Below are 21,183 nucleotides of genomic sequence, written 5' to 3'. Positions count from 1 at the left end.
CCGCCGGTTAGATTTCGGATATGTCGGTCACCGCTGGTCTTCCCGCCGGGCCGGTCGCGGCCCGCCCGCGCGCCACCGCCCGGCACTACGTGATGTGCCCGCCGGAGCACTTCGCCGTCGAGTACTCGATCAACCCGTGGATGGACCCCGCCGCGCCGGTGGACGCCGCGCGGGCGATGCGGCAGTGGGCCGAGCTGAAGGGCGTCTACGAGCGCCTGGGCCACACCGTCGAGGTGGTACCGGCCGAGCCGGGGCTGCCGGACATGGTGTTCGCGGCGAACTCGGCGACGGTGCTGGGCGGGACGGTGCTCGGCGCCCGGTTCCGGGCCTCGCAGCGGGCCGCGGAGGCCGAGCACTTCCGCCGCTGGTTCGCCGCCCGGGGCCACCGCGAGCTGGTGATGGCCTCGCGGACCAACGAGGCGGAGGGGGACTTCGCGTGGACCGGCGAGGTGCTGCTGGCCGGGACCGGCTTCCGCACCGACCCGGCGGCGCACGCCGAGGCGCAGGAGGTGCTCGGGGTGCCGGTGGTGTCGCTGACGCTGACCGATCCGCGCTACTACCACCTGGACACGGCGCTGTTCGTGCTGGAGCGGGGTCCGGGGGCGCGGATCGCGTACTTCCCGGACGCGTTCTCGCCGGGTTCGCGGCGGGTGCTGCGGCGGATGTTCCCGGACGCGGTGCTGGCCACCGAGGCGGACGCGGCCTGCCTCGGGCTCAACGGGGTGTCCGACGGGCTCAACGTGGTGCTGCCCGCGGAAGCGTCGGGGCTGGTGACCCGGCTGACCGACCTCGGTTACCGGCCGATCCCGGTGGACATCTCGGAACTGCGCAAATCCGGCGGCGGACCGAAGTGCTGCACGCTGGAACTGCACTGAAGGCGCAGCAGGTGGGGGCGCAGCAGGTGGGGCGCCGTGCCCGGACGCCCCACCGCCCCGATCAGCCTTCGTGGACCGCCTGCACGCCCAACTGGATGTCGATGGTCGGTCCCACCACGGCGATGCCCTTGGCGAGCGTCGCCTGCCAGTTCACCGAGTAGTCCTCGCGGCGCAGCGTCGTGGTGGCCAGCGCCGCCACCCGCAGGTCGCCGTCGAAGCCCGGGCCCTGCCACTTGCGCTGGCCCAGGTAGGTGGTGTCGAGCTGCACGTTGGTGCTGTGCCCGCGCAGCGTGAGGTTCCCGCTGATCGTCCAGCGGTCACCGCGGAGCTGGGTGAGCCGTTCGCTGCGGAAGTACAGCTTCGGGTAGTTCTCGACGTCGAAGAAGTCCGCCGAGCGCAGGTGCGTGTCCCGCATCTCGACGCCGGTGTCGACGCTCGCGGCCTCGATCACCACCTCGACGCGGGTGTCCGCGAAGTTCGGCGCGACGTGGATCAGCCCGTCGAAGTTCTTGAACATCCCGTGGATCTTGGACATGCCGACGTGCTGGGCCACGAACCGGATCTCGGTGTGGTACGGGTCGAAGCGGTAGACGCCGGGCTGCGGGAGCTCCAGCGAGTCGTCCGCCTTGAGCTCGACGCCGCCGATCGAGGTGTGCTGGTTGACCCGCACCTCGGTGCGGGTGCTGAAGCGGCGGTAGCCGCCCGCGACGACCGAGACCTTGTGGGTCCCGGGCGGCAGCGCCGCGACGAAGTAGCCGTAGCTGTCGGTGTCGCCTTGTGCGATCTCCTTGTTGAAGCGGTCCACCACCGTGACGGTGGCGCCGGGGACGAGGGTGCCCCGTTCGTCGTGGACCTGGCAGCTCAGCACGCCGCTGTCCAGCGGTGTCGGAGGGAGGAACGCGCCGGAGCCGTTGCGCTCCGGACGGTGCGTGCCCTCGCCGGTCGAACGACGTCGACGCAGCTTGGCGAAGATCATCCGAATCCCTTCCGTTTGCCCGCCGCGTGCGCGGACAAGATCGTTGATTCACTACTCGCGCGTAGATGCTAGAGACCTCGATCATCCGATCGGCGACGTGGTGCCCACGACGGGGTAGCGAACGGCACACCGCGTCACCGGAACTCCGATTCGCCCGGAGTCGTTTTCCGGGTGACCGTCGACGTGTCGGGGTGTGGCCTCCCCGCGTGCCGGACGAGAGTGTGATGCGGAGGCTGATGTGCACGGTCGTTCCAACGGGTTGAAGACCGCTCTGCTGCTCGGCGGCATGAGCGCGCTGGTGCTGCTGGTCGGGGCGCTGTTCGGGCGGGCCGGCCTGGTCATCGCGCTCGTGGTGGCGCTGGGCATGAACGGCTACGCCTACTTCAACTCGGCGAAGCTCGCGCTCAAGGCGATGCACGCCCGTCCCGTCTCCGAAGCCGAGCAGCCCCGGATGTACCGGATCGTGCGCGAGCTGGCCACCTCGGCCCGGCAGCCGATGCCCGCCCTCTACATCAGCCCGACGCGGGCGCCGAACGCCTTCGCCACCGGCCGCAACCCGAGGAACGCGGCGGTGTGCTGCACGGCGGGCATCCTGGAGCTGCTCGACGAGCGGGAGCTGCGGGCGGTGCTGGGCCACGAGCTCTCGCACGTCTACAACCGGGACATCCTCATCTCCAGCGTGGCCGGTGCGCTGGCCAGCGTGGTCACCTTCCTGGCCAACTTCGGCATGTTGTTCGGGATGGCCGGGGGCAACGGCGAGAACCGGCCGAACCCGCTGGCGATGCTGCTGGTGGCGCTGCTCGGGCCGATCGCGGCCGGGGTGGTGCAGATGGCCGTCAGCCGGTCCCGCGAGTACCAGGCCGACGCCTCGGGCGCGGAGCTCACCGGCGACCCGCTGGCGCTGGCCTCCGCGCTGCGCAAGCTGGAGCGCGGCACCCGGGAGGCGCCGCTGGCCCCGGAGCCGAAGGTGGTGTCCCAGTCCCACCTGATGATCGCCAACCCGTTCCGCCCCGGCGAGCGGATGGCGAAGCTGTTCTCCACCCATCCGCCGATCGAGGAGCGGGTGGCGAAACTAGAAGGAATGGCAGGCCGCCGGCTTCCTCCTGGTTGAGTGGTTCCTTTGCGTAGGGGTGCCGGTGGCGGAACCTCAGCGGTCTTCTCGCTCCGGGCGCCCTTCCTCATGTACCACCACGTACACAGCGTCAGGGCGTCCTCGCGAGAAGGCCGCTGAGAACCCGCGGCGGTGCAAGCTGCGAGCGTGGAGCAAAGCGGAAGCGGCTTCGCCGCTTGCCTGACGGTGGCCGACTGGTGCTCGGGCGGTGGTCAGCCCTGTGCTCCCGCGTTGCGGGCTACCTCCATGACGTAGTGGCCGTAGCCGGACTTGGCCAGGTCCGCGCCCAGCGCGAAGCACTCGTCGGGGGAGATGTAGCCCATCTGCAGCGCTATCTCCTCCAGGCACGCGATCCGGACCCCCTGCCGGTGCTCCAGGACCTGCACGAACTGCGACGCCTCCACCAGCGAGTCGTGCGTGCCGGTGTCCAGCCACGCGAAGCCGCGGCCGAGCGGGTCAGCCGGGCACGACCGCGTTCGAGGTAGGTGAGGTTGATGTCGGTGATCTCCAGCTCGCCGCGGGCCGAGGGGGTCAGCCCCTTGGCGATGTCGACCACGTCGTTGTCGTAGAAGTACAGCCCGGTGATGGCCGTGTTCGAGGCGGGGCGTTGCGGCTTCTCGACGATGGACAGCAGGTTGCCCTCGCCGTCGACCTCGCCGACGCCGTAGCGCTCGGGATCCCGCACCGGGTAGCCGAACAGCGTGCAGCCGTGCAGCTCCCGCGCGCTGTTCCGCAGGACGCGGGAGAAGCCCTGGCCGTAGAAGATGTTGTCGCCCAGCACGAGGGCCACCGGGTCGTCACCGATGAAGTCCGCGCCGATCACGAAGGCCTCGGCCAGCCCGCGCGGCTCGTCCTGCACGGCGTAGTCGATCCGGATGCCGAACCGCGAGCCGTCGCCCAGCAGCCGCTGGAACAGGGGCAGGTCCGCCGGGGTGGAGATGAGCAGTACCTCCCGGATGCCGGAGAGCATGAGCACCGACAGCGGGTAGTAGATCATCGGCTTGTCGTAGACCGGTAAGAGCTGCTTGGAGACGGCCTGGGTCAACGGGTGCAGGCGCGTCCCGTTGCCCCCGGCCAGCACGATCCCCTTCACCGGTGTCCTTACCGGTAGTTCTCGAACTGCAGCGGCACCTCGAAGTCCGCCGACTTCAGGAGCTGGATGATCTCCTGCAGGTCGTCCTTCTTCTTGCCGGACACGCGCAGCGACTCGCCCTGGATCTGCGCCTGGACGCCCTTGGGGCCCTCGTCGCGGATCTTCTTGGAGATCTTCTTCGCGACCTCCTGCGAGATGCCCTGCACGAGCTTGCCGGTGACCCGGTAGACCTTCCCGGAGCTGGCCGGCTCGCCCATGTCGAGCGCCTTCAGCGAGACGCCGCGCTTGATCAGCTTCTCCTTGAAGACGTCGATGGCGGCCTCCAACCGCTTCTCGGTCTCCGACTCCAGCATGACCGCCTCGTCACCGGACCACTCGATCTTCGTCCCGGTGCCGCGGAAGTCGAACCGGTTGGCCAGTTCCTTGGCCGCCTGGTTCAGCGCGTTGTCGACTTCCTGGCGGTCCACCTTGCTCACCACGTCGAAGGACGGGTTGGCCACCTTGCCTACCTCCGTTGTACTCAGCAGCGTCGTCGACGACCACGCTACCGCTCACCCCCACTGCGCAAGGGGCGGACGCGGGTATGTATGCTTTCAAGTGCACGCCAGCGGGAGCTGGTGAGCACCCGCGCCGGGTTGCCCGAGCGGCCAAAGGGAGCTGACTGTAAATCAGCCGGCATTGCCTTCAGAGGTTCGAATCCTCTACCCGGCACGCACCCACGACGGCCCCTCGACCTGCACAGACAGGCCGAGGGGCCGTTCTCTTGCGGTCCGGTTGTGTACGGCTCCGAACGGTCCTGTCCGGCTATTCGCGGCCAATGCGTGGCTGCGGTCCGAGTGCCGCTCCGACCCGTTCCCGCGCTGCTTGCTCGCCCCCATCGAGGCACTTCGCGTACACCGCAGCAGCACGCGCACGCGCCCCGCCCACTCGGCGACACGCGTGGGTTCCACCTCGACACCGCCGCGCCACCTCGACACCGCCGCGTGCCTCGCGCCTGTAACGCCGCCGCTGAGTCGAGTGGCTGCGGCTGATGCGGTGCGGGAAGCAGAGCACGTGCGCTCCAGTGCGGGGCTTACCAGCTGCAATTGGATGGCATGACCGGACTGTCCTCCGGGACGGGACAACGCGGCCGCTCCGGATCGGTGCGCGCGCGGGCTTGCCGGAGCTGTTCGGGATTCACTCCGGTGACGTTGGCGCCGGAAAGATCGGCACCGGCCAGGGCCGCTCCCGTGAGATCGGCATCGGTGAGGTTGGCACCGGAGAGGTCCGCACCGTCCAGATCGCTATTGGTGAGGCTGGCATAGGTGAGGTCGGCTCGGGCCAGGTCGGCGTCGGAGAGGTCGGCGCCGCGGATCTCGGCGTCGGTGAGGTCGCTGCCGATGAGGATGGCCTCGCGGAGGTTGGCACGGTCGAGGAAGGCTTCGGCGAGGATGGCACCGGAGAGGTCCGCACCATCGAGGTTGACCACCTTGAGGTCCGCACTGTGGAGGCTGGCCTCCTCGAAGGTGGTCCTGCGAAGGTCAGCACCGAAGAGGTCGACGTTGGAGAGAGTGGCATCGGTGAGGTCGGCGCCGGAGAGGTCGGCGTGGAGGAGTTCCGCATCGGGGATGTAGAAGCGGCTGAAGTCGGCACCGGGGAGATCGAGGCGGCTCAGGCATAGTCCGGAAAGGTCGAACTGGTCCTTGGTCCGGTTCCGGTTGAGGAGGTGGGGGCCGGTGAGCGCGTCGAGAGCGGCCGCCACATCCGTCGGGATCTCCAACGGACAACGGCGCCCCGGATCAGCGGCGGACCATGTCGACTGGGTGTTCTCGCCGATGAAGGTGGCCAGGACGTTCATGACCGTGGGGTGGTCGCGTTCGGAATCGTGGGCGATGCGCTCCAGGGCGTAGATCCCGCCCAATCGGATCTGGAGCTCGTCCGAGCCGAGTTGGTCGATGGCCGTGGTGAATCGATCGGTGAGCTGGCCCTGTTGATCGATCGCGTTCTGGTTGCGGGTGGCTTCCAGCGTGGCCTGCGCATTGATGGCCTGCGGGATGGCGAAGACGAGGCTGACCAGCACGGCGCCCAGCGTGAGCAGCTGGGTCAGATCCAGCTTCGTGCGCGCTCGTGTCATCTGCCGACGCGCGGGTCCGCTGGGGGCTGGGCGACGCAGACCCGCTCCGGCCGGTCGGGATGGTCTCCTCACCTGGCGGCGAGCACCGGCGACATGACGACGGCGACTGTTCCTGGGCATGGTGCCGACCGTGTCAGCCCCGTCCCGAGGACCGCAGCCGAATGCATCAACTTCGGGCCGCCAATGGGGTGGTTCGGTGACGCCGGTGGCGTTTCGCCTGGTCACTGCGGTGGGAAGCCGGTGGGGATGACGGGGAGTGGAGAGCCGGACGAGCTGACCGAGGTGCTGGGCGACATGGCCCGCGACCTGCTCGCGCAGGGTTCCGTGCAGCGGACCTTGGACCGGATCGTGCAGCACGCGGTGCGCATCGTCGACGGGTGCGAGCACGCCGGGATCATGGCGGTGCCCCAGCAGCAGGGCGTGCGGACCCTGGCCGCGACCAGCGAGCTGGCCCGGCGGTCGGACCTGCTCCAAGGCGAGCTGGGCGAAGGGCCGTGCTTCGACGCCCTGCACGATGGGCGGGCGGTGTACCGGATCGCCGATCTCGGCGTCCACAGCGATCGGTGGCCGCGCTACACCCCGCGGGCCCGCGAGCTGGGCATCGGCAGCATGATGGGGTTCTTGTTGTTCACCGAGTCGGACAACCTCGGCGCGCTGAACTTCTACTCCTCCAGGCCCAATGCGTTCACCGAGCGCTCCGAGCACGTGGGGCTGGTCTTCGCCGCGCACGCCGCGGTGGCGTTCTCCAGCGCCAGCAACGTCGCCCGCTTGGGTGAGGCGATCGAAACGGGGCGGCAGCGGTTCTCCGAGCTGCTCAGCCTCGCCCCCGTCGGGGTGGCGCTGTTCGACGAGGACGACCGGATCCGGGATGCCAACGAGGCGCTGGGGCGGCTGACCGGATACGCGCACGCGCAGCTCCTGGGCATGCGGGGCGTCGAGTTGCTGCATCCCCGCGATCGCGGGGAGGGCGTCAGCACCGAAGCCGGCCGCGAGCACGGCACCGCCGGGCCCTCGGGGGTCCGCCAGCGCACGCTGGTGCGCCATGACGGCGAGCCGGTGATCTGCGAGGTGCGCTACGCCGTCTCCCCGCAGGACGGGGGCGAGCGGTTCTGGTTGGTGAGCTTCCAGGACGTCACGGCGCGCTCGCACCAAGCCGAGTCGTTGCAGCACCAGGCCACCCACGACGTGCTGACCGGACTGCCCAACCGGCGCGGCGTCGAGGAACTGCTGCGGCACCCCACCGAGGACACGGCGGTGCTGTTCGCGGACATCGACAACTTCAAGCGGGTCAACGACTCCCTCGGCCACGCCGCCGGTGACGAGCTGATCGTGCAGGTGGCGCAGCGCCTGCGCCAAGCCGAACTGCCGGGCTGCACCGTCGCGCGCCTGTCCGGTGACGAGTTCCTGATCATCTGCACCGAGCTCGGGCGCGTCGGCGGGTTGCAGGCCCTGGCCGAACGCGTGTCCGGGATCCTGCGGATGACCGCGACCGTGCGGGGGCACTCCATTCGCGTCTCCGCCTCCGTGGGCGCGGCGGAGGTACCGGCGGAGCCCGTCAGCGGTGAGGACCTGCTGCGGTACGCCGATGCGGCCATGTTCACCGCCAAGCGCCAAGGCCCCGGCCGGTTGAAGCTGGCCGAGGAGGACATGCTCGCCCACGTCAGCGGGCAGGTGCAGGCCGAAGGCGACCTGACCCGGGCGCTGCGGGACGACGCCCTCGAACTGCACTACCAGCCGATCGTCGACGGCGACCGCGTCCCCGTCGCGGTCGAAGCCCTGGTGCGCTGGCCGCACCCGGAGCGGGGGATGCTGTCCCCGGCGGTCATCCTGCCCACCGCCGAACAAGCCGGCCTGCTCCACGACCTCGACCGGTGGATCGTGCGCCGAGCCCTGCAGGACGCGGCCGGCTGGCCCGCGACCCCGGCGGGCCCGGTGCAGGTGTGGGTCAACCTCACCAACCAGACCGCCAGCGACTGCGACTTCCTCACCGGCCTCGGCGACACCCTGGCCCGCTCCGGCATCGAACCGCACCGGCTGGTCCTGGAGATCACCGAGATGTCCCTGCTCGACCCGTCCGAGGCCACCCGGGACGCCATGCGAGGGCTGATCGACCAGGGCGTGTCCTTCGCCGTGGACGACTTCGGCACCGGCTACTCGTCCCTGGGCCGCCTCAAGGACCTCCCCATCGGCAACATCAAGCTCGACCGCCAGTTCGCCGCCGGCATCGAGGACCACGAATTCGACCGCGCCATCGTGCGCTCGACCGTGGACATGGCCCACGCCGCCGGACTCGGCTGCGTGGCCGAAGGCGTGGAGACCACCACCCAGTTCCGCCTGCTCGTCGCGCTGGGCATCGACGCGTACCAGGGGTTCCTGTTCTCCCGCCCGCTGCCCGACGACGACCTCCGCGCCCTGCTCGGGGAGCGGGCCCAGCTCCCGCGGCAGCGGTGAGGGCCCGCCCTGCCGTCCGCCGCATCCGGCGGCCGGGCGGCCCCGGGACCGCGCGGGTCCCGGGGCCACCCTCGTGCTGCCCGGCGCGGGGGTCCCGCGCCGCCTGCTCACCTACCGGATCCTGATGGCCTGGAGGTTCACCCCGCCGGGGTGGTTCGGGAAGTGGAAGTAGGTGTACTTCCCGACCGGGTTGTTGGGCTGCCACCTGCCGTCCGCCTTGTACTGCACGCGGTTGTTCCCCGTCGAGAAATTGTCGAGCCAGCTGTCGGCGGGGAACGAGTATTCCCCGGCGTTGGCGAAGCAGGTCGTGTGCGCGCGATTCCCGCGATGCCAGGTGACCCGCAGGAAATCGTTGCTGTTGCACGGGACCGTGTTGATCCGCGGCGTCGTGGATTCCGTCGACGCGACTCCGGCGGGGGCGATCGTGAACAGTCCGGCGGTCACCAGCGCGGTGCCGAGGACGGACGCGATCTTGCGATTCAGGCGGGCCACAGGGGCTCCTCTCCGATTCGGTGCGATTGCCGAGGCCGGGGGGTTCGTCGCCGTGCGGCCGGACCAGCACCGGTCGCACGAGCGCCGACCCGACGGGGTCGAATTCCGCCCGGCCGAGATCCACTATGCCGCCGCGGAACAGCTCCGTCTATTTCCCCGAAGGGGGGAAATAAGCGGGTGGGGGCTGACGTCGTACCATTTTTCACCCGGTTCTCCAGTCGGGTGAGGCAATTTCGGAAAGGTTGAGAATTCGCGGATTCCGGGGATTTCCGCGAGGGTGGAACAATGTAGTCGCCGGGGCAGCGTCCGAGAAGTACCCGGACGAGTTGACGAGGACCGCCGCTGGCGAACGGCCATCCCCGTCACGGGACGAGGACCGCCCGGCCGCGGACCCGCCCGGCCGCCAGGTCGTCGATCGCGTCCTGGAACCGGTCGAGCGGGTACTCGCTGGTGTGCAGCCGCACCGCGCCGCGCGCTGCCAGGGACATCAGCTCGCACAGGTCGGTGTAGGAACCGACCAGGTTGCCGATGAAGTTGATCTCCGCGGAGATCACGTCGATCGTCGGCACGTCGAGGTTCTCGCCGTAGCCGACCACGTGGTAGTCCCCCGCCCGCCGCAGCATGCCGATGCCGTCGCGGGTGGCGCCGCCTTCGCCGACGAAGTCGAGCACCACCTCGGCGCCGCGCCCGCCGGTGAGCTCGCGGACCTGCTCGACCTGCGTGCCGTCGGCGAGCACGCCGTGGTCGGCGCCGAGGCCCGTGGCGAGCCGCACCGCGTCGGGGTTGCGGTCGACGACGATCAGCTCGGAGGCGGAGATCGCCTTCAGGATCTGGATGCCGATGTGGCCGAGCCCGCCCGCGCCGATCACGGCGCAGCGGTGCCCGGGCCGCAGCGCGCGCGCCGCCTTCGCCGCCGCGTGGTACGCGGTCAGACCCGCGTCGGCCAGCGCCGCGACGTCCGCGGGTGCCAACGAGTCGTCGAGCCGGACGACGCTGCGGGCGGAGGTCTTGAGGTAGTCGGCGTACCCGCCCGCGGTGTCGATGCCGGGGAACGCCTGCTGCTCGCAGTGCACGTCGTCCCCGGAGCGGCAGGCGCGGCACGTCCCGCAGGTCATCAGCGGGTGCAGGATCACCTTGTCGCCCTCGGCGACGTGGCCGACCGCGCTGCCGACGGCCTCGACCCAGCCGGCGTTCTCGTGGCCGATCGTGTAGGGCAGCGCCACGCCCGACTTCTCCGCCCACTGCCCTTCCAGGACGTGGATGTCGGTGCGGCACACCCCGGCGCCGCCGATGCGCACGAGCACGTCGTGCGGACCGGTGATCTCCGGGCGCGCCACTTCGGTCATGGCCAGCGGCGTGCCGTAGCCCACTACTTGAACTGCTCTCATGATGCCTTTCCCTTCGGCGTGGCGGCGGGGTCGGCGACCCGCGGCGTCTGGTCGGCGCCGGAGCCCGGGTAGCGGGTGCGCAGCAGGCCCCGGCACCAGTGCGCGTTGCCGTCCATCGAGATCCGGACCGAGCGGGCGAAGCGCAGCCGGATCGGTACCTCGTCCCGCGGGTACGGCCGGCCGGAGTCGTCGACGAGCACCGGCGAGGACGGCTCGGTGTCCAAGCCGAGCTGCTCGCGGCGGCGCAGCAGCGCCCGGGTCGGGGAGTCGTCCGGCAGATCGGCCAGCGCGACCTCGTGCAGGTCTTCCTCGGCGAGCTCGGCGTCGGCGCGCAGCATGCCGGTCAGCACCCGCTCCATCGCGGCGGTGTGCGCCTTGCGGTGGAAGACGGCCCGCAACTCCGCCAGACCGGTCTCGGCCTCGGCCCCGAAGGTGCCGACGTACCCGGCGTCGTCCCGCAAGCCCCGGTTGATCAGGTCGGAATCGTGGTGGTCGTCCAGCCGCACCACGGCCGCGCGCACCCCCGGCAGCGCGTCGAGGACGTCCTTCGCGTCGGAGGCCATCAGGTACGCGAAGTTGGGCGCGCAGAACGACGTGGGAAGTCGCAGGTGCGCGGTGATCTCGCCGGGCGCGGTCTCCGCCAGCGAGCGGACGAAGCCCAGATCGGTGATCGGCTCGTCCAGTTCCGGGTCGAAGACCTCGCCGAGCGCGGTCCTGGCCTGCTGCTCCAAGGCGGTGCTCATGGGGCCACCACCTGGTCCTCGGCGCCCAGCCCGGCCGGGACCTCGATGCCGTACATCGCCGCCGCGTTGAGGCCGAGGATCTTCTTCTTCTGCCGCGTGGTCAACGGCGGGTACTCGGTCATGTCCGCCGGGATCTGGAAGTCCACGAACTTCTCCACCAGCCAGCGCGGGGTCCACAGCGCGTAGTCGCTGGAGAACTGGATCCGGTCCTCGTCCAGCCAGAACAGCAGCTCGCCGATGATCTCGGCGAAGTACCGCGGCCGGTGGTGCATGAACGGCATCGCCACGGCGAGGCCCGCGTGCACGTTCGGCTCCTGCGTGGCGATCCAGCAGAAGTCCTCCAGCCGAGGCAGCCCGACGTGCTCGACGACGAAGTTCATCTCGGGGAAGTCGCTGGCGGCCTTGTCCACGTCGGCGACGTCGAAGGCATCCCGGTCCAGCGGCCGGATCGTCGGGCCCTTGTGGATGTGGACGTTGTCGATCCCGAGCTCCTGGCAGACCTCGAGGTACCGGTAGGTCCAGGGATCGTTGAGCTGGTAGCCCCGCGAATCGCCGTGCCACTCGGCGGTGTAGAGCTTGACGCCCTTGAGCCCGAACCGCTCGGCGTCGCGGCGGAGCCGGTCGAGGCCGGCCTGCTCGAAGCGCGGGTCCCAGCAGTGGTTGTAGGTGAGCTTGTCCGGGTGCCGCCGGGCCAGCGCGAAAGCCTCCTCGGCCTGCCCGAACCCGCTCTCGAAGAACTCGCCGAGGTGCGCCGGCTGGAAGATCGCGTGGTCCACGTGGCCCTCGTCGAACAGGTCCCGCATCAGCCGCTCGCCGCCGTAGTAGAGGAAGTCCTCGTAGGGCCAGATCTCCGACTCCGGGCTCAGGTTCCGGTGGTAGTCGAAGAAGCAGTCGATGAACTGCTTGCCGTGGACGTTGAGCTGGTTCCCGGGACGGGCGTCCCAGAGCGCGACGTGGGCGTCGACGATGAAGTACGTCTCGCCGTCCTTGCTGTACATCAGTACCTCCCGGTGCGTGGCGTCCGTGGCACGTCGGTGGCGAACGCTAGGCAGCCGGGCACCTCCCCGGGAGGGCCGAGGTGTCTCACTTTGAGACAGCGCGCAGGTGTGACCCGCGCCGCATCCCGCATTACCGTTGCTGCTCACGACGCGACGACGCGTGACCGGGAGGCCGGAATGCACCACTGCGAACAGGCACCGCACGTCGTGCCCACCGCGGACGGGCGGGCGCCCGTCATCGCCCGGCGGCTGCGCGCTTCGTGGCAGCGCAGCGAGCGCTACGGGCTCCTGGCCGACGAGCTGCGCCCGGCGTTCAGCGGCTCCGTCGACACCGGCTCGCTGCTGTACGAGTGCGGCGACGAGGTGTTGCGCGGGCTGCGGGCGACCCTCCCCACCGAGCCGATCAGCCTGATGATCACCGACAGCGAGGGCCTGGTGCTGATCCGGGTGTCCGACGACAAGGAGATCAACCGTTCGCTGGACCGGGTCCACCTCGCGCCCGGCTTCTACTTCGCCGAGCGCGACGCGGGCACCAACGGCCTCGGCCTCGCGTTGGCCGACCGGACCCCATCGCTGGTGCGGGCCGCGGAGCACTACTGCACCAGCTTGCGCGGCTATACCTGCGCGGCCGCGCCCATCGTGGACCGGCTCGGCGGCGGGGTGGCCGGGACGGTCAACCTCACGACCTGGTCGGACACCTCGTCGGAGCTGCTGCTGGCGCTGGCGCAGTCCGCCGCCGCGAACACCACCGCGCTCATGCTGGCCCGGGGTGCGGGCCGCCGCATCCCGCCCGCGCCGCGCGGGGAGGTCTACCGGGTCTACGCCGACCGGCTGAGCCAGCCCCCCGCTCCCGGCGAGTCGCTGTCACCGCGCTGGGACGGCGCCGTCCACCACGCGCGGGAGATGTTCGACCGGGGCCGTGTCGTGGCGGTCGTCGGCGAACCCGGGGTCGGCAAGGTCGCCCTGGCCGCGCTCGCCCGCCGCGGACTGCGGCGCGAGCGGTTGCTCAACGTGCGGCCACCCGCGCCGGAGGACGTGGAGGCGTGGCTGGACCTGTGGGCGCCCGAGCTGGGCAAGGACAGCACGTGCGTGCTCGCCTCCGGGGTGGAGGCGCTGCCCGCGCGGGCCACCACCGAGCTGGCACGCCTGCTCGGCTCCGCCCGGCGGCGCGGTGGTCCGCAGCCGTTCGCCCTCACCGCCCGCACCGACTCCGAGCTGCCCGACGAGCTGCGGCGGCTGGTCGACGTCGTGGTCGAGGTGCCGCCGCTGCGGTACCGCTCCGAGGACGTCCTGCCGCTGTTCCGGCACTTCCTGCGGCTGGACCGCGGCCGCTCCGCGGGCTTCACCGCGACCGCCGCTCGGGCGCTGCGCCACTACGACTGGCCCGGCAACGTCCGCCAGCTCCGGCGGATCGTGCGGGAGACCGCTCCCGCGGCCGAGGTCATCGACGTGCACCACCTGCCGCCGGAGGTGTTCACCGGGCCCGGCCGCCCGCTGAGCCGGCTCCAAGCCATCGAGCGGGACGAGATCGTGCGCTGCCTGATCGCGCCCGGCACGAGCGTCACCCGGGCCGCCGCGGAGCTCGGGCTCAGCCGCGCCACCGTCTACCGCAAGATCGCGCAGTACGGCATCGCGCTACCCCGGCCGGAGTGACTTCCGGTGCGCGGATCGGCGGCCTCCGCGCCGCCGACAACGGGCCGCTGACGAGCACCCGGGCGAGTTGACGAGGTTCAGGGCCAGTCCGCCGAGCCCGGCCGTCCCGGTTCCGCGCCGCCGAGGTGGGCGCACCCGTCGGGGCGGCCGAGCGGCCCCGGCCAGTCCAGCGAGCGCCAGAACGCCATCGCCTCCGGCGTGTCGTCGATCGGCGCGGTGCTCCACCGGTGCTCCGGCCAGGTCGCCAGCACGGCGTCCAGCGCGCGGGTGGCCAGGCCGCGGCGGCGGCAGCGCGGGTCGATCCGGATGTGGTCGACGACGGCCAGCCGGCACGGGTCGCACATCAGCAGGTCGACGTCGCCGACGATGAGCCCGCCCAGCAGGATCTCGATCGCCGTGTGCCCCGCCGGGGGATCGGCGGGGGTGACGAGCAGTTCCAGGTCCGCGACCACCTGATCACTATGCGCCGAATCGGGCGACTTGCCCAGTCCGGGCGATCACGGCCCGGGCGATTACGGCCCCGGCGATTCCGGCGGGGTGTCGTGGACCAGGACGTCGGCCTGGTCCAGCCCGGCGCGCAGGTCGCGCGCCGCGTCGGCGGGCAGCTCGCCCGCGAAGTCCGGACCGGCGGCCTTGACCAGCACGAGCAGCCGCTTGGCGATGCCGCGGGCCTGCGTGGTGCGGACGCGTTCGGCGTCCAGCTCCGCCCGGGACGCGGCGATCAGCTTCCGGTAGCGGTGGTTGAGCCCGGCGTGCTCCGCCACGACGTCCAACGCGGCGGACAACGCGCTCAGCTCGGAGGTAGGCCAGCTCTCAGTCACCGACGCGAGTCTAGGGTGCCGTGGTCCGGCTGCGGAGCGGTGCAGGCGCCGGAACCCCAGCGACCCCCGTCAGACAAGCGGCGAAAGCCGCTTCCGCTTCACCCCACCCTCGCAACTTGCACCGCCGCGGGTTCTCAGCTGTCTTCTCGCGAGGACGCCCTGATGCCGTGTATTGGCGATCCATCAAGAAGGGCGCCCGGAGCGAGAAGACAGCTGAGGTTCCGCTACTTGCACCGCCGAGCAAAGCGAGCCCAGCACATTCCATCCCGGCTAGCCTGGGGGCATGGCCATTGACCGCGCCGCCCGCGCCGCCCGCCGTCGCGCGCTGCGCGCCGCCCACCAGGCCGCCGTGGCGCGGGAGCACCGGGGTGGTGGCGCCACCGCGCTGGGCGTCGAGGGCCTGTTCAGCGCGGCGGCCCGGCACCAGCAGGAGCACTTGGCCTGGGTCGAGGTGGTCAAGGAGGACGAGCGCGAGTCGGCGGGCGGTCGGCTGGACCTGGACACCGGTGTGGTCCGGATGCGGCGGCACGGCTGAGGGCTATTCCGCGGCCCAGCCCCGCCAGGTGCGCACGTCGACCACCAGCAGCCCGCTGTCCGGGCGCCGCTGCCGGTACTGCGGGTACTTCGCGACCAGCGCGTCGATGAGGTCCGGCCGGTCGGCGGCGGCGCGCACGGCGCCGATCCCGTCGGCGCGCACCCACCACAGCCGCGACCAGTCGTCCTCGTAGTGGTCGGCGAGCAGCGATACCGCCGGATTCTCCTCGACGTTGCGCAGCCGCTTGAGCGCGGTGCTCCGCTTCGGCTTGTGGTCCACCGCGATGCCCACTTCGTCGCCGAGCACCGCGAACACCACCGGCACCAGGTGCGGGGACCCGGCGGCGTCGGCGGTGGCCAACCGGGCGACCCGCGCTGCCCCGAACCGGTCACGTGCCTGCGCCTGGCTGATGCGCACCGCCACCTCCGCTACGTATGTTCGGGTTGTGCCTTCGAGCGCTCCCTCCACCCCAGGGGCCGCCGCCGCTGTCGGCCCCGGCTACCGCGACCAGCGGCATTGGCGTCATTACCAGGACTTCTTCCCCGGTGCGCTGCGCACCACCGACGGCAACGCGCCGGTCGAGCAGTGGTGGTCCTGGCGCGGGATGTCGGTGCACCTCGACCGGTTGCCCCGGCCCGACGCCCCGGCGACGCTGATCGCCCTGCACGGCGTCGGCACCTACGGCCGGATGCTGGCCCCCTTCGGCCGCCTGCCCGGCACCTCGGATCTGGAATTCGTCGCTCCCGACCTACCCGGCTTCGGCCTCACCGACACCGGCCGGCGCGGCGTCACCTACCGGACGTGGGTGGACTGCGTGGTGGACCTGGTCGCCGCCGAACGCGCCCGGGGACGGCCGGTGGTGCTGCTCGGGATCAGCGCGGGGGGCCGCCTGGCCTACGACGTCGCGGCGCGCGCCGGGGACGACGTGGCCGCGGTGATCGTCACCTGCCTGGCCGATCCCCGGCTCGCCGCGGTCCGGCGGCGGCTGGCCACCCGCCCCGAGCTGGCCCACTGGGCCGGGGTGCTGAGCGTGCTGCCGCCGCCGCTGCGGGCGCCCCGGCTACCGGTGCACCTGCTGGCCAACATCGCCGCGGTGGCCAACCACGCCCAGTTCGCGAACCTGGTGTGGAACGATCCGCTCGGCGGCGGGAACTGGATCTCGCTGGGGTTCCTGCGGAGCTGCCTGGCCGCGCCGCCCACCGCCGCCCCGGAGGACTTCGGCGGCCCGCCGCTGCTGCTGGCCCACCCGGACGACGATCGGTGGACGCCGCTGCGCCCCTCGCGGGAGTTCTTCGACCGGATCGCCGCGCCGACCCGGTTCGCCACGCTCAGCGGGACCGGGCACTTCCCGGTGGAGGAGTCCGGGTTGGCCGACCTGGACCGCGCGGTGCGGGACTTCCTGGACGAGTTCGCGATCCAGTGACCACGCGTGTCGGACCGCGCTCGTACCGTGAGCGGGGAAATCGGTTGCTGCGGTGATGCTCACACAGTCCACCGCTCGCGGCGCCGACCGCCAGCCCCGCTGCGGCTCGCCGCGCCGCGGGTCGAAGCGGCAGGTCACGCCCGTGGAACGGGCCGGATCGGCGGTCGCGGGCGGGCCGGACCGGGTGCCGCGGGTGCGACGGTCACCATTCGCCCCTGGCCAAGCCGTGCGGCGGTGCGTCACGATCAGCGGCGGCGATCCGGCGTGCCGCGAGGAGGAGCGTGGATGATCGAGCGTCACCGCTCCCTCGAGTCCCAGGGCCCGCGCCCACCGGTGCGCGCCGAAGTCGATCCGGTGCGCCGCCGCCGGTTCACCGCCTTCTCGCTGGTCGTGCTCGTCGCCGGGCTGCTGGCCAGCGGCGCCACCTCGGCGCTGGTGCCGTTCCACTACAGCACCGACCTGCTGTTCATCGGCCCGCTGCTGGCGATGGGTTTCCTGCTCGCCGAGCAGCTCACCATCGACGTCGACGTGCGGCGGGTCGGCTGGACGATCTCGTTCACCGAGATCCCGCTGATCCTCGGGCTGCTCACCGCGCCGTTCGAGGTGGTGCTCGCGGCGAACCTGCTGGCCGGGCTCGGCGCCCAGGTGGGCCGCCGCGCGGCCAGCCACGTCCTCTACAACGCGGGCGTGATGTGCCTGGAGATCGCGGTGCCCTTCGCGGTGGCGCACGCGGTCAACGCGGCGCTGGCCGGGATCGCCCCGGTCTGGTTCGGCCCGGTCGTCGGCACCCTGACCTCGTCCCTGCTGAGCTGCGGATTCGCCTTGGCGGCGCTGCTGGTGCTGGGCGGGGCGATGCGGGTCTCGGCGGGCGGTCGGCTGGCGGTGCGGACGCTGGCCGTCGGGCTGCTCAACACCTCGGTCGGCCTGGTCGGCTTCGAGGTCGCGAGCACGACGCCGTGGGGCTGGCTGCTGGTGGGCCTGGTCGCCGGGGCGGTGATCGGGCTGTACCGGGCGTACTCGGGGCTGCTGCGCGAGCAGCGCGACCTCGAAGCGCTCAGCGACGTGAGCCTCAGCGTGGCGCGGTCCGGGCAGAGCCCCGGCCACGGCGCGGCGGACCCGGACGAGCAGACCACGCCGGTGGCGGAGTGGGAGCCGGTGGCCGAGCGGATCCGGGAGCAGCTCAACGCGACGCGGGTGGTGCTGCGGCTGCGCCTCGATCCGGCCGCCGACGTGAGCACCCTGGTGGCGGGGGAGCCGCTGCCCGCCGAGGCCGAGGAGGCCGCCCCGGCCGCGCTGCGCGACGATCCGCTGCTCCAGCTCCCGGGCAGCCACGTGCGCTCGTTCCGGACCCTGGACTCGCCGGAGGAGGTCCGGCGCGCGCTGCGGCTGCGCGGGGCCTACGAGGCGCTGGCGGTGCCGCTGCGCGGGGCGAGCCAACTGCTCGGCGCGGTGGAGGTGCACGACCGGGTCAGCCGGTGGCGCGGGTTCGGCCGCGCCGACGTCCGCCTGCTGCACACCCTGGCCAGCCACCTGGCGACCGCGATGGACAACCGCAGGCTGCTCGGTCGGCTGCGCCACGACGCCTACCACGACCCGCTGACCGGTCTGCTCAACCGGACCGGGTTCCGGGAGCGGGCCGCCGAGGAGCTGCGCGCCGGGCGGGTGGCGGTGGTGCTGCGGGTCGACCTGGACGTGCTCACCACGGTCAGCGAGGCGCTCGGCCACACCTGGAGCGACCGGATGATCGCCGCGGCGGGGCGCCGGATGCGCGAGGAGGTCGGCCAGGCCCCGCTGGCGCGGCTGGAGGCGAGCTCCTTCGCGGTGCTGCTGCCGGACCGCACCGAGGAGCAGGCGCACGAGGTGGCCCAGCACCTGCGCGCGGTGATCGCCGCGCCGTACCCGCTGGACCGGATCGTGGTGGAGGCCGCGGGCGTGGCCGGCTACTCCTCGTCGGCGCCCGCGGTGGGCGAGCCGGAGAACGACGTGGACGTGCTGCTCCAGCACGCCGACGTGGCGGTGCGCGCGGCGCGCAACGGCGAGGACGGGGTGCGCGGCTACGCCCCGGCGATGGGGCAGGTGTTCCTCCGGCGGTTCCAGCTCGTCACCCAGTTCCGGCAGGCGCTGGACAGCGGTCAGGTCGAGGTGCACTACCAGCCGAAGGTGGCGCTGCCGGGCCGCCAGGTGGTCGGGGCCGAGGCGCTGGTCCGCTGGTCGCACCCGGAGTACGGGCGGCTGGACCCGGACGAGTTCGTGCCGGTGGTGGAGGCCACCGGGCTGGTCGACGCGCTCACCTCGTTCGTGCTGGAGCGCTCGCTGGTCAAGATCCGGGAGTGGTTGGACCGGGGGCTGCGGATGTCGGTCGCGGTGAACCTCTCGGTGCGCAACCTCGCCGACGAGGCGTTCCCGGAGCGGGTGGCCGAGGCGCTGCGCCGCCACGACATCGCTCCGGAGCTGCTCACCTTCGAGCTCACCGAGTCCAGCGTGATGGCCGATCCGGAGCGCGCGCTGCCGGTGCTGCGCCGGCTGCACGCGATGGGCGTGGTGCTCGCGGTGGACGACTTCGGCACCGGGTACTCCTCGCTGGCCTACCTGCGGCAGCTCCCGGTGGACGAGGTGAAGATCGACAAGAGCTTCGTGCTGGGCATGGGCACCGCGCTGGGCGACATGGCGGTGGTGCGCACCATCGTCGAGCTGGGGCACTCGCTGGACCTCGTGGTGGTCGCCGAGGGCGTGGAGGACGACGCCGCGCGGGAGCAGCTCGTCGCCATGGGCTGCGACGTCGCGCAGGGTTACCTGATCTCCCGGCCGCTGTCCGAGGAGCGGTTGGAGGCCTGGCTGCGGGCCCGCACCAAGAAGGTCCGCGGCACCCGCTCGGAGACCGTGCTCACACTGCTGCACTGAGGTGGTCGCGCCGCGGCCCGGAAACGCGATCTGACCTGCGGTGATCCGTTGGGGACCCCCCGGTGTGGAGCGGCTCGGGGAGGGTGTGTAGAGTTCTAATCGCTCCGCAAGAAGAGGGCACGCCCCAATAGCTCAGTCGGCAGAGCGTCTCCATGGTAAGGAGAAGGTCTACGGTTCGATTCCGTATTGGGGCTCGGAGAACAGCCGCGGTGCTCGGGAACCTGGGTGCTGTGGCTGTTTCGCATGGGATATCCTGGCCAGCACCGGGTGCTCGGCACGTGGAGGCCCAGGTATGGCGGTGTAGCTCAGTCGGTAGAGCAAGCGGCTCATAATCGCTGTGTCGCCGGTTCAAGTCCGGCCACCGCTACAATGGAAGGTCCGCGCACCTGAGTGGTGCCGTCGACGAACCGCGAGAGGAAGGGCACGCCCGTGGCCGCCACCGATGTCCGCCCCAAGATCACGCTGGCGTGCGAGGAGTGCAAGAACCGCAACTACATCACCAACAAGAACCGGCGCAACAATCCGGACCGGTTGGAGATGAAGAAGTTCTGCTCGACCTGCGGCACGCACCGCAAGCACAAGGAGACCCGCTGATCTCCTGATCGACTTCGCAGGAACCCGCTCCGGCACGGCCGGGGCGGGTTTTTCACGTCCGGGGCGAGTTCGCCCGCCGCCGCCCCGGTAACCTGCGGTGGTGCCGCTCGACCAGTCATTCATCGGACGTCAGTACCCACCCGGCGAGACCTACGAGGTGGGCCGGGAGAAGATCCGCGAGTTCGCCGAGGCGATCGGCGCCGATTCGCCGGTGCACCGCGACGCGGCGGCCGCGCAGGCCGCTGGTCACCCGGACGTGATCGCCCCGCCGACCTTCGCGGTGCTGCTGTCGATGCGCGCGCACGACGTCCTGGTGCACGACCCGCAGCTCGGCCTCGACTACGCCCGGATGGTCCACGGGCAGCAGGAGTTCACCCACCACCGGCCGATCGTCGCCGGGGATCGGCTGGTCACGGCCGTGGCGGTGGACGACGTCAAGGAGCGCGCGGGCAACGACTTCCTCACCGTCCGCGCGGAGATCGCCACCGAGGCCGGGGCGCCGGTGTGCACGGCCACCTCGCTGCTGGTGGTCCGGGGAGCGGAAGGGGACGCCGCATGACGCTGCGCAGGGCCGAGATCGCGGTGGGCGACCAGTTGCCGCCGCTGGAGGTGCCGGTGACCCGCGAGGACCTGGTCCGGTACGCGGGGGCCTCCGGGGACTTCAACCCGATCCACTGGAACGAGCGGTTCGCGACCGAGGTCGGGCTGCCCGGCGTGATCGCGCACGGCATGTTCACGATGGCGCTGGCCGGTCGCCTGGTGTCGGAGTGGACCGGTGATCCCGCGGACGTGCTGCGGTTCTCGGTGCGCTTCACCCGCCCCGTCGTGGTGCCCGACGACGGCGTCGGCGCGACCGTGGAGCTGGGCGGCAAGGTCGCCGCGATCAACGAGGACGGCACGGCGAAGATCACCATCACCGCCCGCAGCGCCGGCCAGGGCGTCCTGGGCGGGGCCAACGCCCTGGTCCGCCTCGCCACCGACTCTCACCCCGCCGAATCTCGCTCGGAAGTGTGATG

Annotated in this window: 20 protein-coding genes, 3 tRNA genes and 1 pseudogene; 13 read left to right on the top strand and 11 right to left on the bottom strand. The window is 71.5% G+C overall.

Annotated elements, in window-relative coordinates; genetic code table 11:
• The first annotated feature begins 20 nt into the window (after positions 1-20).
• The gene (gene ddaH, locus ACQP0T_RS25765; RefSeq protein WP_433870348.1) at positions 21-875 is read left to right on the top strand and encodes a dimethylargininase; all 855 of its coding nucleotides are present in this window, start codon (positions 21-23) and stop codon (positions 873-875) included.
• A gap of 61 nt (positions 876-936) precedes the next feature.
• Here the strand turns inward: ddaH and ACQP0T_RS25760 are convergent, their stop codons facing one another.
• Complete coding sequence (locus ACQP0T_RS25760; protein WP_433870347.1) at positions 937-1,851, bottom strand: YceI family protein; 915 nt, start codon at positions 1,849-1,851, stop codon at positions 937-939.
• A 238-nt stretch (positions 1,852-2,089) separates the two neighbouring features.
• Here ACQP0T_RS25760 and htpX point away from each other — a divergent pair, with 238 nt between their 5' ends.
• A complete protein-coding gene (gene htpX / locus ACQP0T_RS25755; protein ID WP_433870346.1) occupies positions 2,090-2,962 on the top strand; it encodes a zinc metalloprotease HtpX in 873 nt (290 codons plus the stop codon).
• A gap of 212 nt (positions 2,963-3,174) precedes the next feature.
• On the opposite strand, the pseudogene rfbA reads toward htpX, so the two are convergent.
• Together rfbA and ACQP0T_RS25745 are read right to left on the bottom strand one after the other, a co-directional pair.
• Positions 3,175-4,055: pseudogene (rfbA, locus tag ACQP0T_RS25750) on the bottom strand (glucose-1-phosphate thymidylyltransferase RfbA).
• 8 nt (positions 4,056-4,063) lie between these two features.
• A complete protein-coding gene (locus ACQP0T_RS25745; RefSeq protein ID WP_345357415.1) occupies positions 4,064-4,555 on the bottom strand; it encodes a YajQ family cyclic di-GMP-binding protein in 492 nt (163 codons plus the stop codon).
• A gap of 129 nt (positions 4,556-4,684) precedes the next feature.
• Between ACQP0T_RS25745 and ACQP0T_RS25740 the strand changes: the two genes are divergently transcribed.
• Positions 4,685-4,766: transfer RNA gene (locus ACQP0T_RS25740), tRNA-Tyr, on the top strand.
• A 361-nt stretch (positions 4,767-5,127) separates the two neighbouring features.
• On the opposite strand, the gene ACQP0T_RS25735 is transcribed toward ACQP0T_RS25740, so the two are convergent.
• Positions 5,128-6,168, bottom strand: a complete 1,041-nt coding sequence (locus ACQP0T_RS25735) for a pentapeptide repeat-containing protein (protein ID WP_433870345.1) — start codon at positions 6,166-6,168, stop codon at positions 5,128-5,130.
• Positions 6,169-6,414: 246 nt separating this feature from the next.
• Between ACQP0T_RS25735 and ACQP0T_RS25730 the strand changes: the two genes are divergently transcribed.
• Complete coding sequence (locus ACQP0T_RS25730; protein ID WP_433870344.1) at positions 6,415-8,619, top strand: putative bifunctional diguanylate cyclase/phosphodiesterase; 2,205 nt, start codon at positions 6,415-6,417, stop codon at positions 8,617-8,619.
• A gap of 111 nt (positions 8,620-8,730) precedes the next feature.
• On the opposite strand, the gene ACQP0T_RS25725 is transcribed toward ACQP0T_RS25730, so the two are convergent.
• The 4 genes from ACQP0T_RS25725 to ACQP0T_RS25710 form a co-directional block, all read right to left on the bottom strand.
• Entirely contained in the window at positions 8,731-9,111 is a 381-nt protein-coding gene (locus ACQP0T_RS25725; RefSeq protein WP_345357427.1) for a beta/gamma crystallin domain-containing protein, read from the bottom strand.
• Between the two features lie 362 nt (positions 9,112-9,473).
• Positions 9,474-10,499 carry an NAD(P)-dependent alcohol dehydrogenase gene (locus ACQP0T_RS25720; RefSeq protein ID WP_433870343.1) on the bottom strand — a complete coding sequence of 342 codons (1,026 nt, stop codon included), beginning with the start codon at positions 10,497-10,499 and terminating at the stop codon, positions 9,474-9,476.
• A complete protein-coding gene (locus tag ACQP0T_RS25715) occupies positions 10,496-11,242 on the bottom strand; it encodes an iron-sulfur cluster assembly protein (RefSeq protein ID WP_433870342.1) in 747 nt (248 codons plus the stop codon). Before ACQP0T_RS25715 ends, ACQP0T_RS25720 begins: the two co-directional genes overlap by 4 nt.
• Complete coding sequence (locus tag ACQP0T_RS25710) at positions 11,239-12,240, bottom strand: amidohydrolase family protein (protein ID WP_433870341.1); 1,002 nt, start codon at positions 12,238-12,240, stop codon at positions 11,239-11,241. The genes ACQP0T_RS25715 and ACQP0T_RS25710 overlap by 4 nt, the downstream gene beginning before the upstream one ends.
• 177 nt (positions 12,241-12,417) lie before the next feature.
• Here ACQP0T_RS25710 and ACQP0T_RS25705 point away from each other — a divergent pair, with 177 nt between their 5' ends.
• Complete coding sequence (locus ACQP0T_RS25705) at positions 12,418-13,893, top strand: GAF domain-containing protein (RefSeq protein WP_433870340.1); 1,476 nt, start codon at positions 12,418-12,420, stop codon at positions 13,891-13,893.
• Between the two features lie 77 nt (positions 13,894-13,970).
• Here the strand turns inward: ACQP0T_RS25705 and ACQP0T_RS25700 are convergent, their stop codons facing one another.
• Both ACQP0T_RS25700 and ACQP0T_RS25695 read right to left on the bottom strand, forming a co-directional pair.
• Positions 13,971-14,345: a GNAT family N-acetyltransferase gene (locus ACQP0T_RS25700; protein WP_345357430.1), complete on the bottom strand. Its 375-nt coding sequence runs from the start codon at positions 14,343-14,345 to the stop codon at positions 13,971-13,973.
• A gap of 60 nt (positions 14,346-14,405) precedes the next feature.
• On the bottom strand, positions 14,406-14,714 hold the full coding sequence (locus ACQP0T_RS25695; protein ID WP_433870339.1) for a hypothetical protein: 309 nt from the start codon (positions 14,712-14,714) through the stop codon (positions 14,406-14,408).
• 283 nt (positions 14,715-14,997) lie between these two features.
• Between ACQP0T_RS25695 and ACQP0T_RS25690 the strand changes: the two genes are divergently transcribed.
• The gene (locus ACQP0T_RS25690) at positions 14,998-15,249 is read left to right on the top strand and encodes a hypothetical protein (protein WP_433870338.1); all 252 of its coding nucleotides are present in this window, start codon (positions 14,998-15,000) and stop codon (positions 15,247-15,249) included.
• A gap of 3 nt (positions 15,250-15,252) precedes the next feature.
• On the opposite strand, the gene ACQP0T_RS25685 is transcribed toward ACQP0T_RS25690, so the two are convergent.
• Positions 15,253-15,666 (bottom strand): TIGR03668 family PPOX class F420-dependent oxidoreductase, encoded by a 414-nt coding sequence (locus tag ACQP0T_RS25685; RefSeq protein WP_433870337.1) that lies wholly within the window; start codon positions 15,664-15,666, stop codon positions 15,253-15,255.
• Between the two features lie 28 nt (positions 15,667-15,694).
• On the opposite strand from ACQP0T_RS25685, the gene ACQP0T_RS25680 reads away from it, so the two are divergent.
• From ACQP0T_RS25680 to ACQP0T_RS25650, 7 genes are all read left to right on the top strand, one after another.
• Positions 15,695-16,672, top strand: a complete 978-nt coding sequence (locus ACQP0T_RS25680; protein WP_433870336.1) for an alpha/beta hydrolase — start codon at positions 15,695-15,697, stop codon at positions 16,670-16,672.
• A 285-nt stretch (positions 16,673-16,957) separates the two neighbouring features.
• Positions 16,958-19,573: a putative bifunctional diguanylate cyclase/phosphodiesterase gene (locus ACQP0T_RS25675; protein ID WP_433870335.1), complete on the top strand. Its 2,616-nt coding sequence runs from the start codon at positions 16,958-16,960 to the stop codon at positions 19,571-19,573.
• A 121-nt stretch (positions 19,574-19,694) separates the two neighbouring features.
• Positions 19,695-19,767, top strand: a tRNA-Thr gene (locus ACQP0T_RS25670).
• 100 nt (positions 19,768-19,867) lie between these two features.
• A tRNA-Met gene (locus ACQP0T_RS25665) sits at positions 19,868-19,940 on the top strand.
• Between the two features lie 62 nt (positions 19,941-20,002).
• A complete protein-coding gene (rpmG, locus tag ACQP0T_RS25660) occupies positions 20,003-20,167 on the top strand; it encodes a 50S ribosomal protein L33 (protein ID WP_345357448.1) in 165 nt (54 codons plus the stop codon).
• A 100-nt stretch (positions 20,168-20,267) separates the two neighbouring features.
• Positions 20,268-20,726 carry a MaoC family dehydratase N-terminal domain-containing protein gene (locus ACQP0T_RS25655; RefSeq protein ID WP_345357451.1) on the top strand — a complete coding sequence of 153 codons (459 nt, stop codon included), beginning with the start codon at positions 20,268-20,270 and terminating at the stop codon, positions 20,724-20,726.
• Entirely contained in the window at positions 20,723-21,181 is a 459-nt protein-coding gene (locus ACQP0T_RS25650) for a MaoC family dehydratase (protein WP_433870334.1), read from the top strand. The genes ACQP0T_RS25655 and ACQP0T_RS25650 overlap by 4 nt, the downstream gene beginning before the upstream one ends.
• Positions 21,182-21,183 lie beyond the last annotated feature (2 nt).

Origin of the sequence: Saccharopolyspora sp. CA-218241, assembly GCF_050954615.1 — a bacterium.
Classification (GTDB): domain Bacteria; phylum Actinomycetota; class Actinomycetes; order Mycobacteriales; family Pseudonocardiaceae; genus Saccharopolyspora; species Saccharopolyspora cebuensis.
The sequence above is the reverse complement of the archived record's forward strand: the minus strand, read 5'-3'. Positions and strand labels throughout refer to the sequence as shown.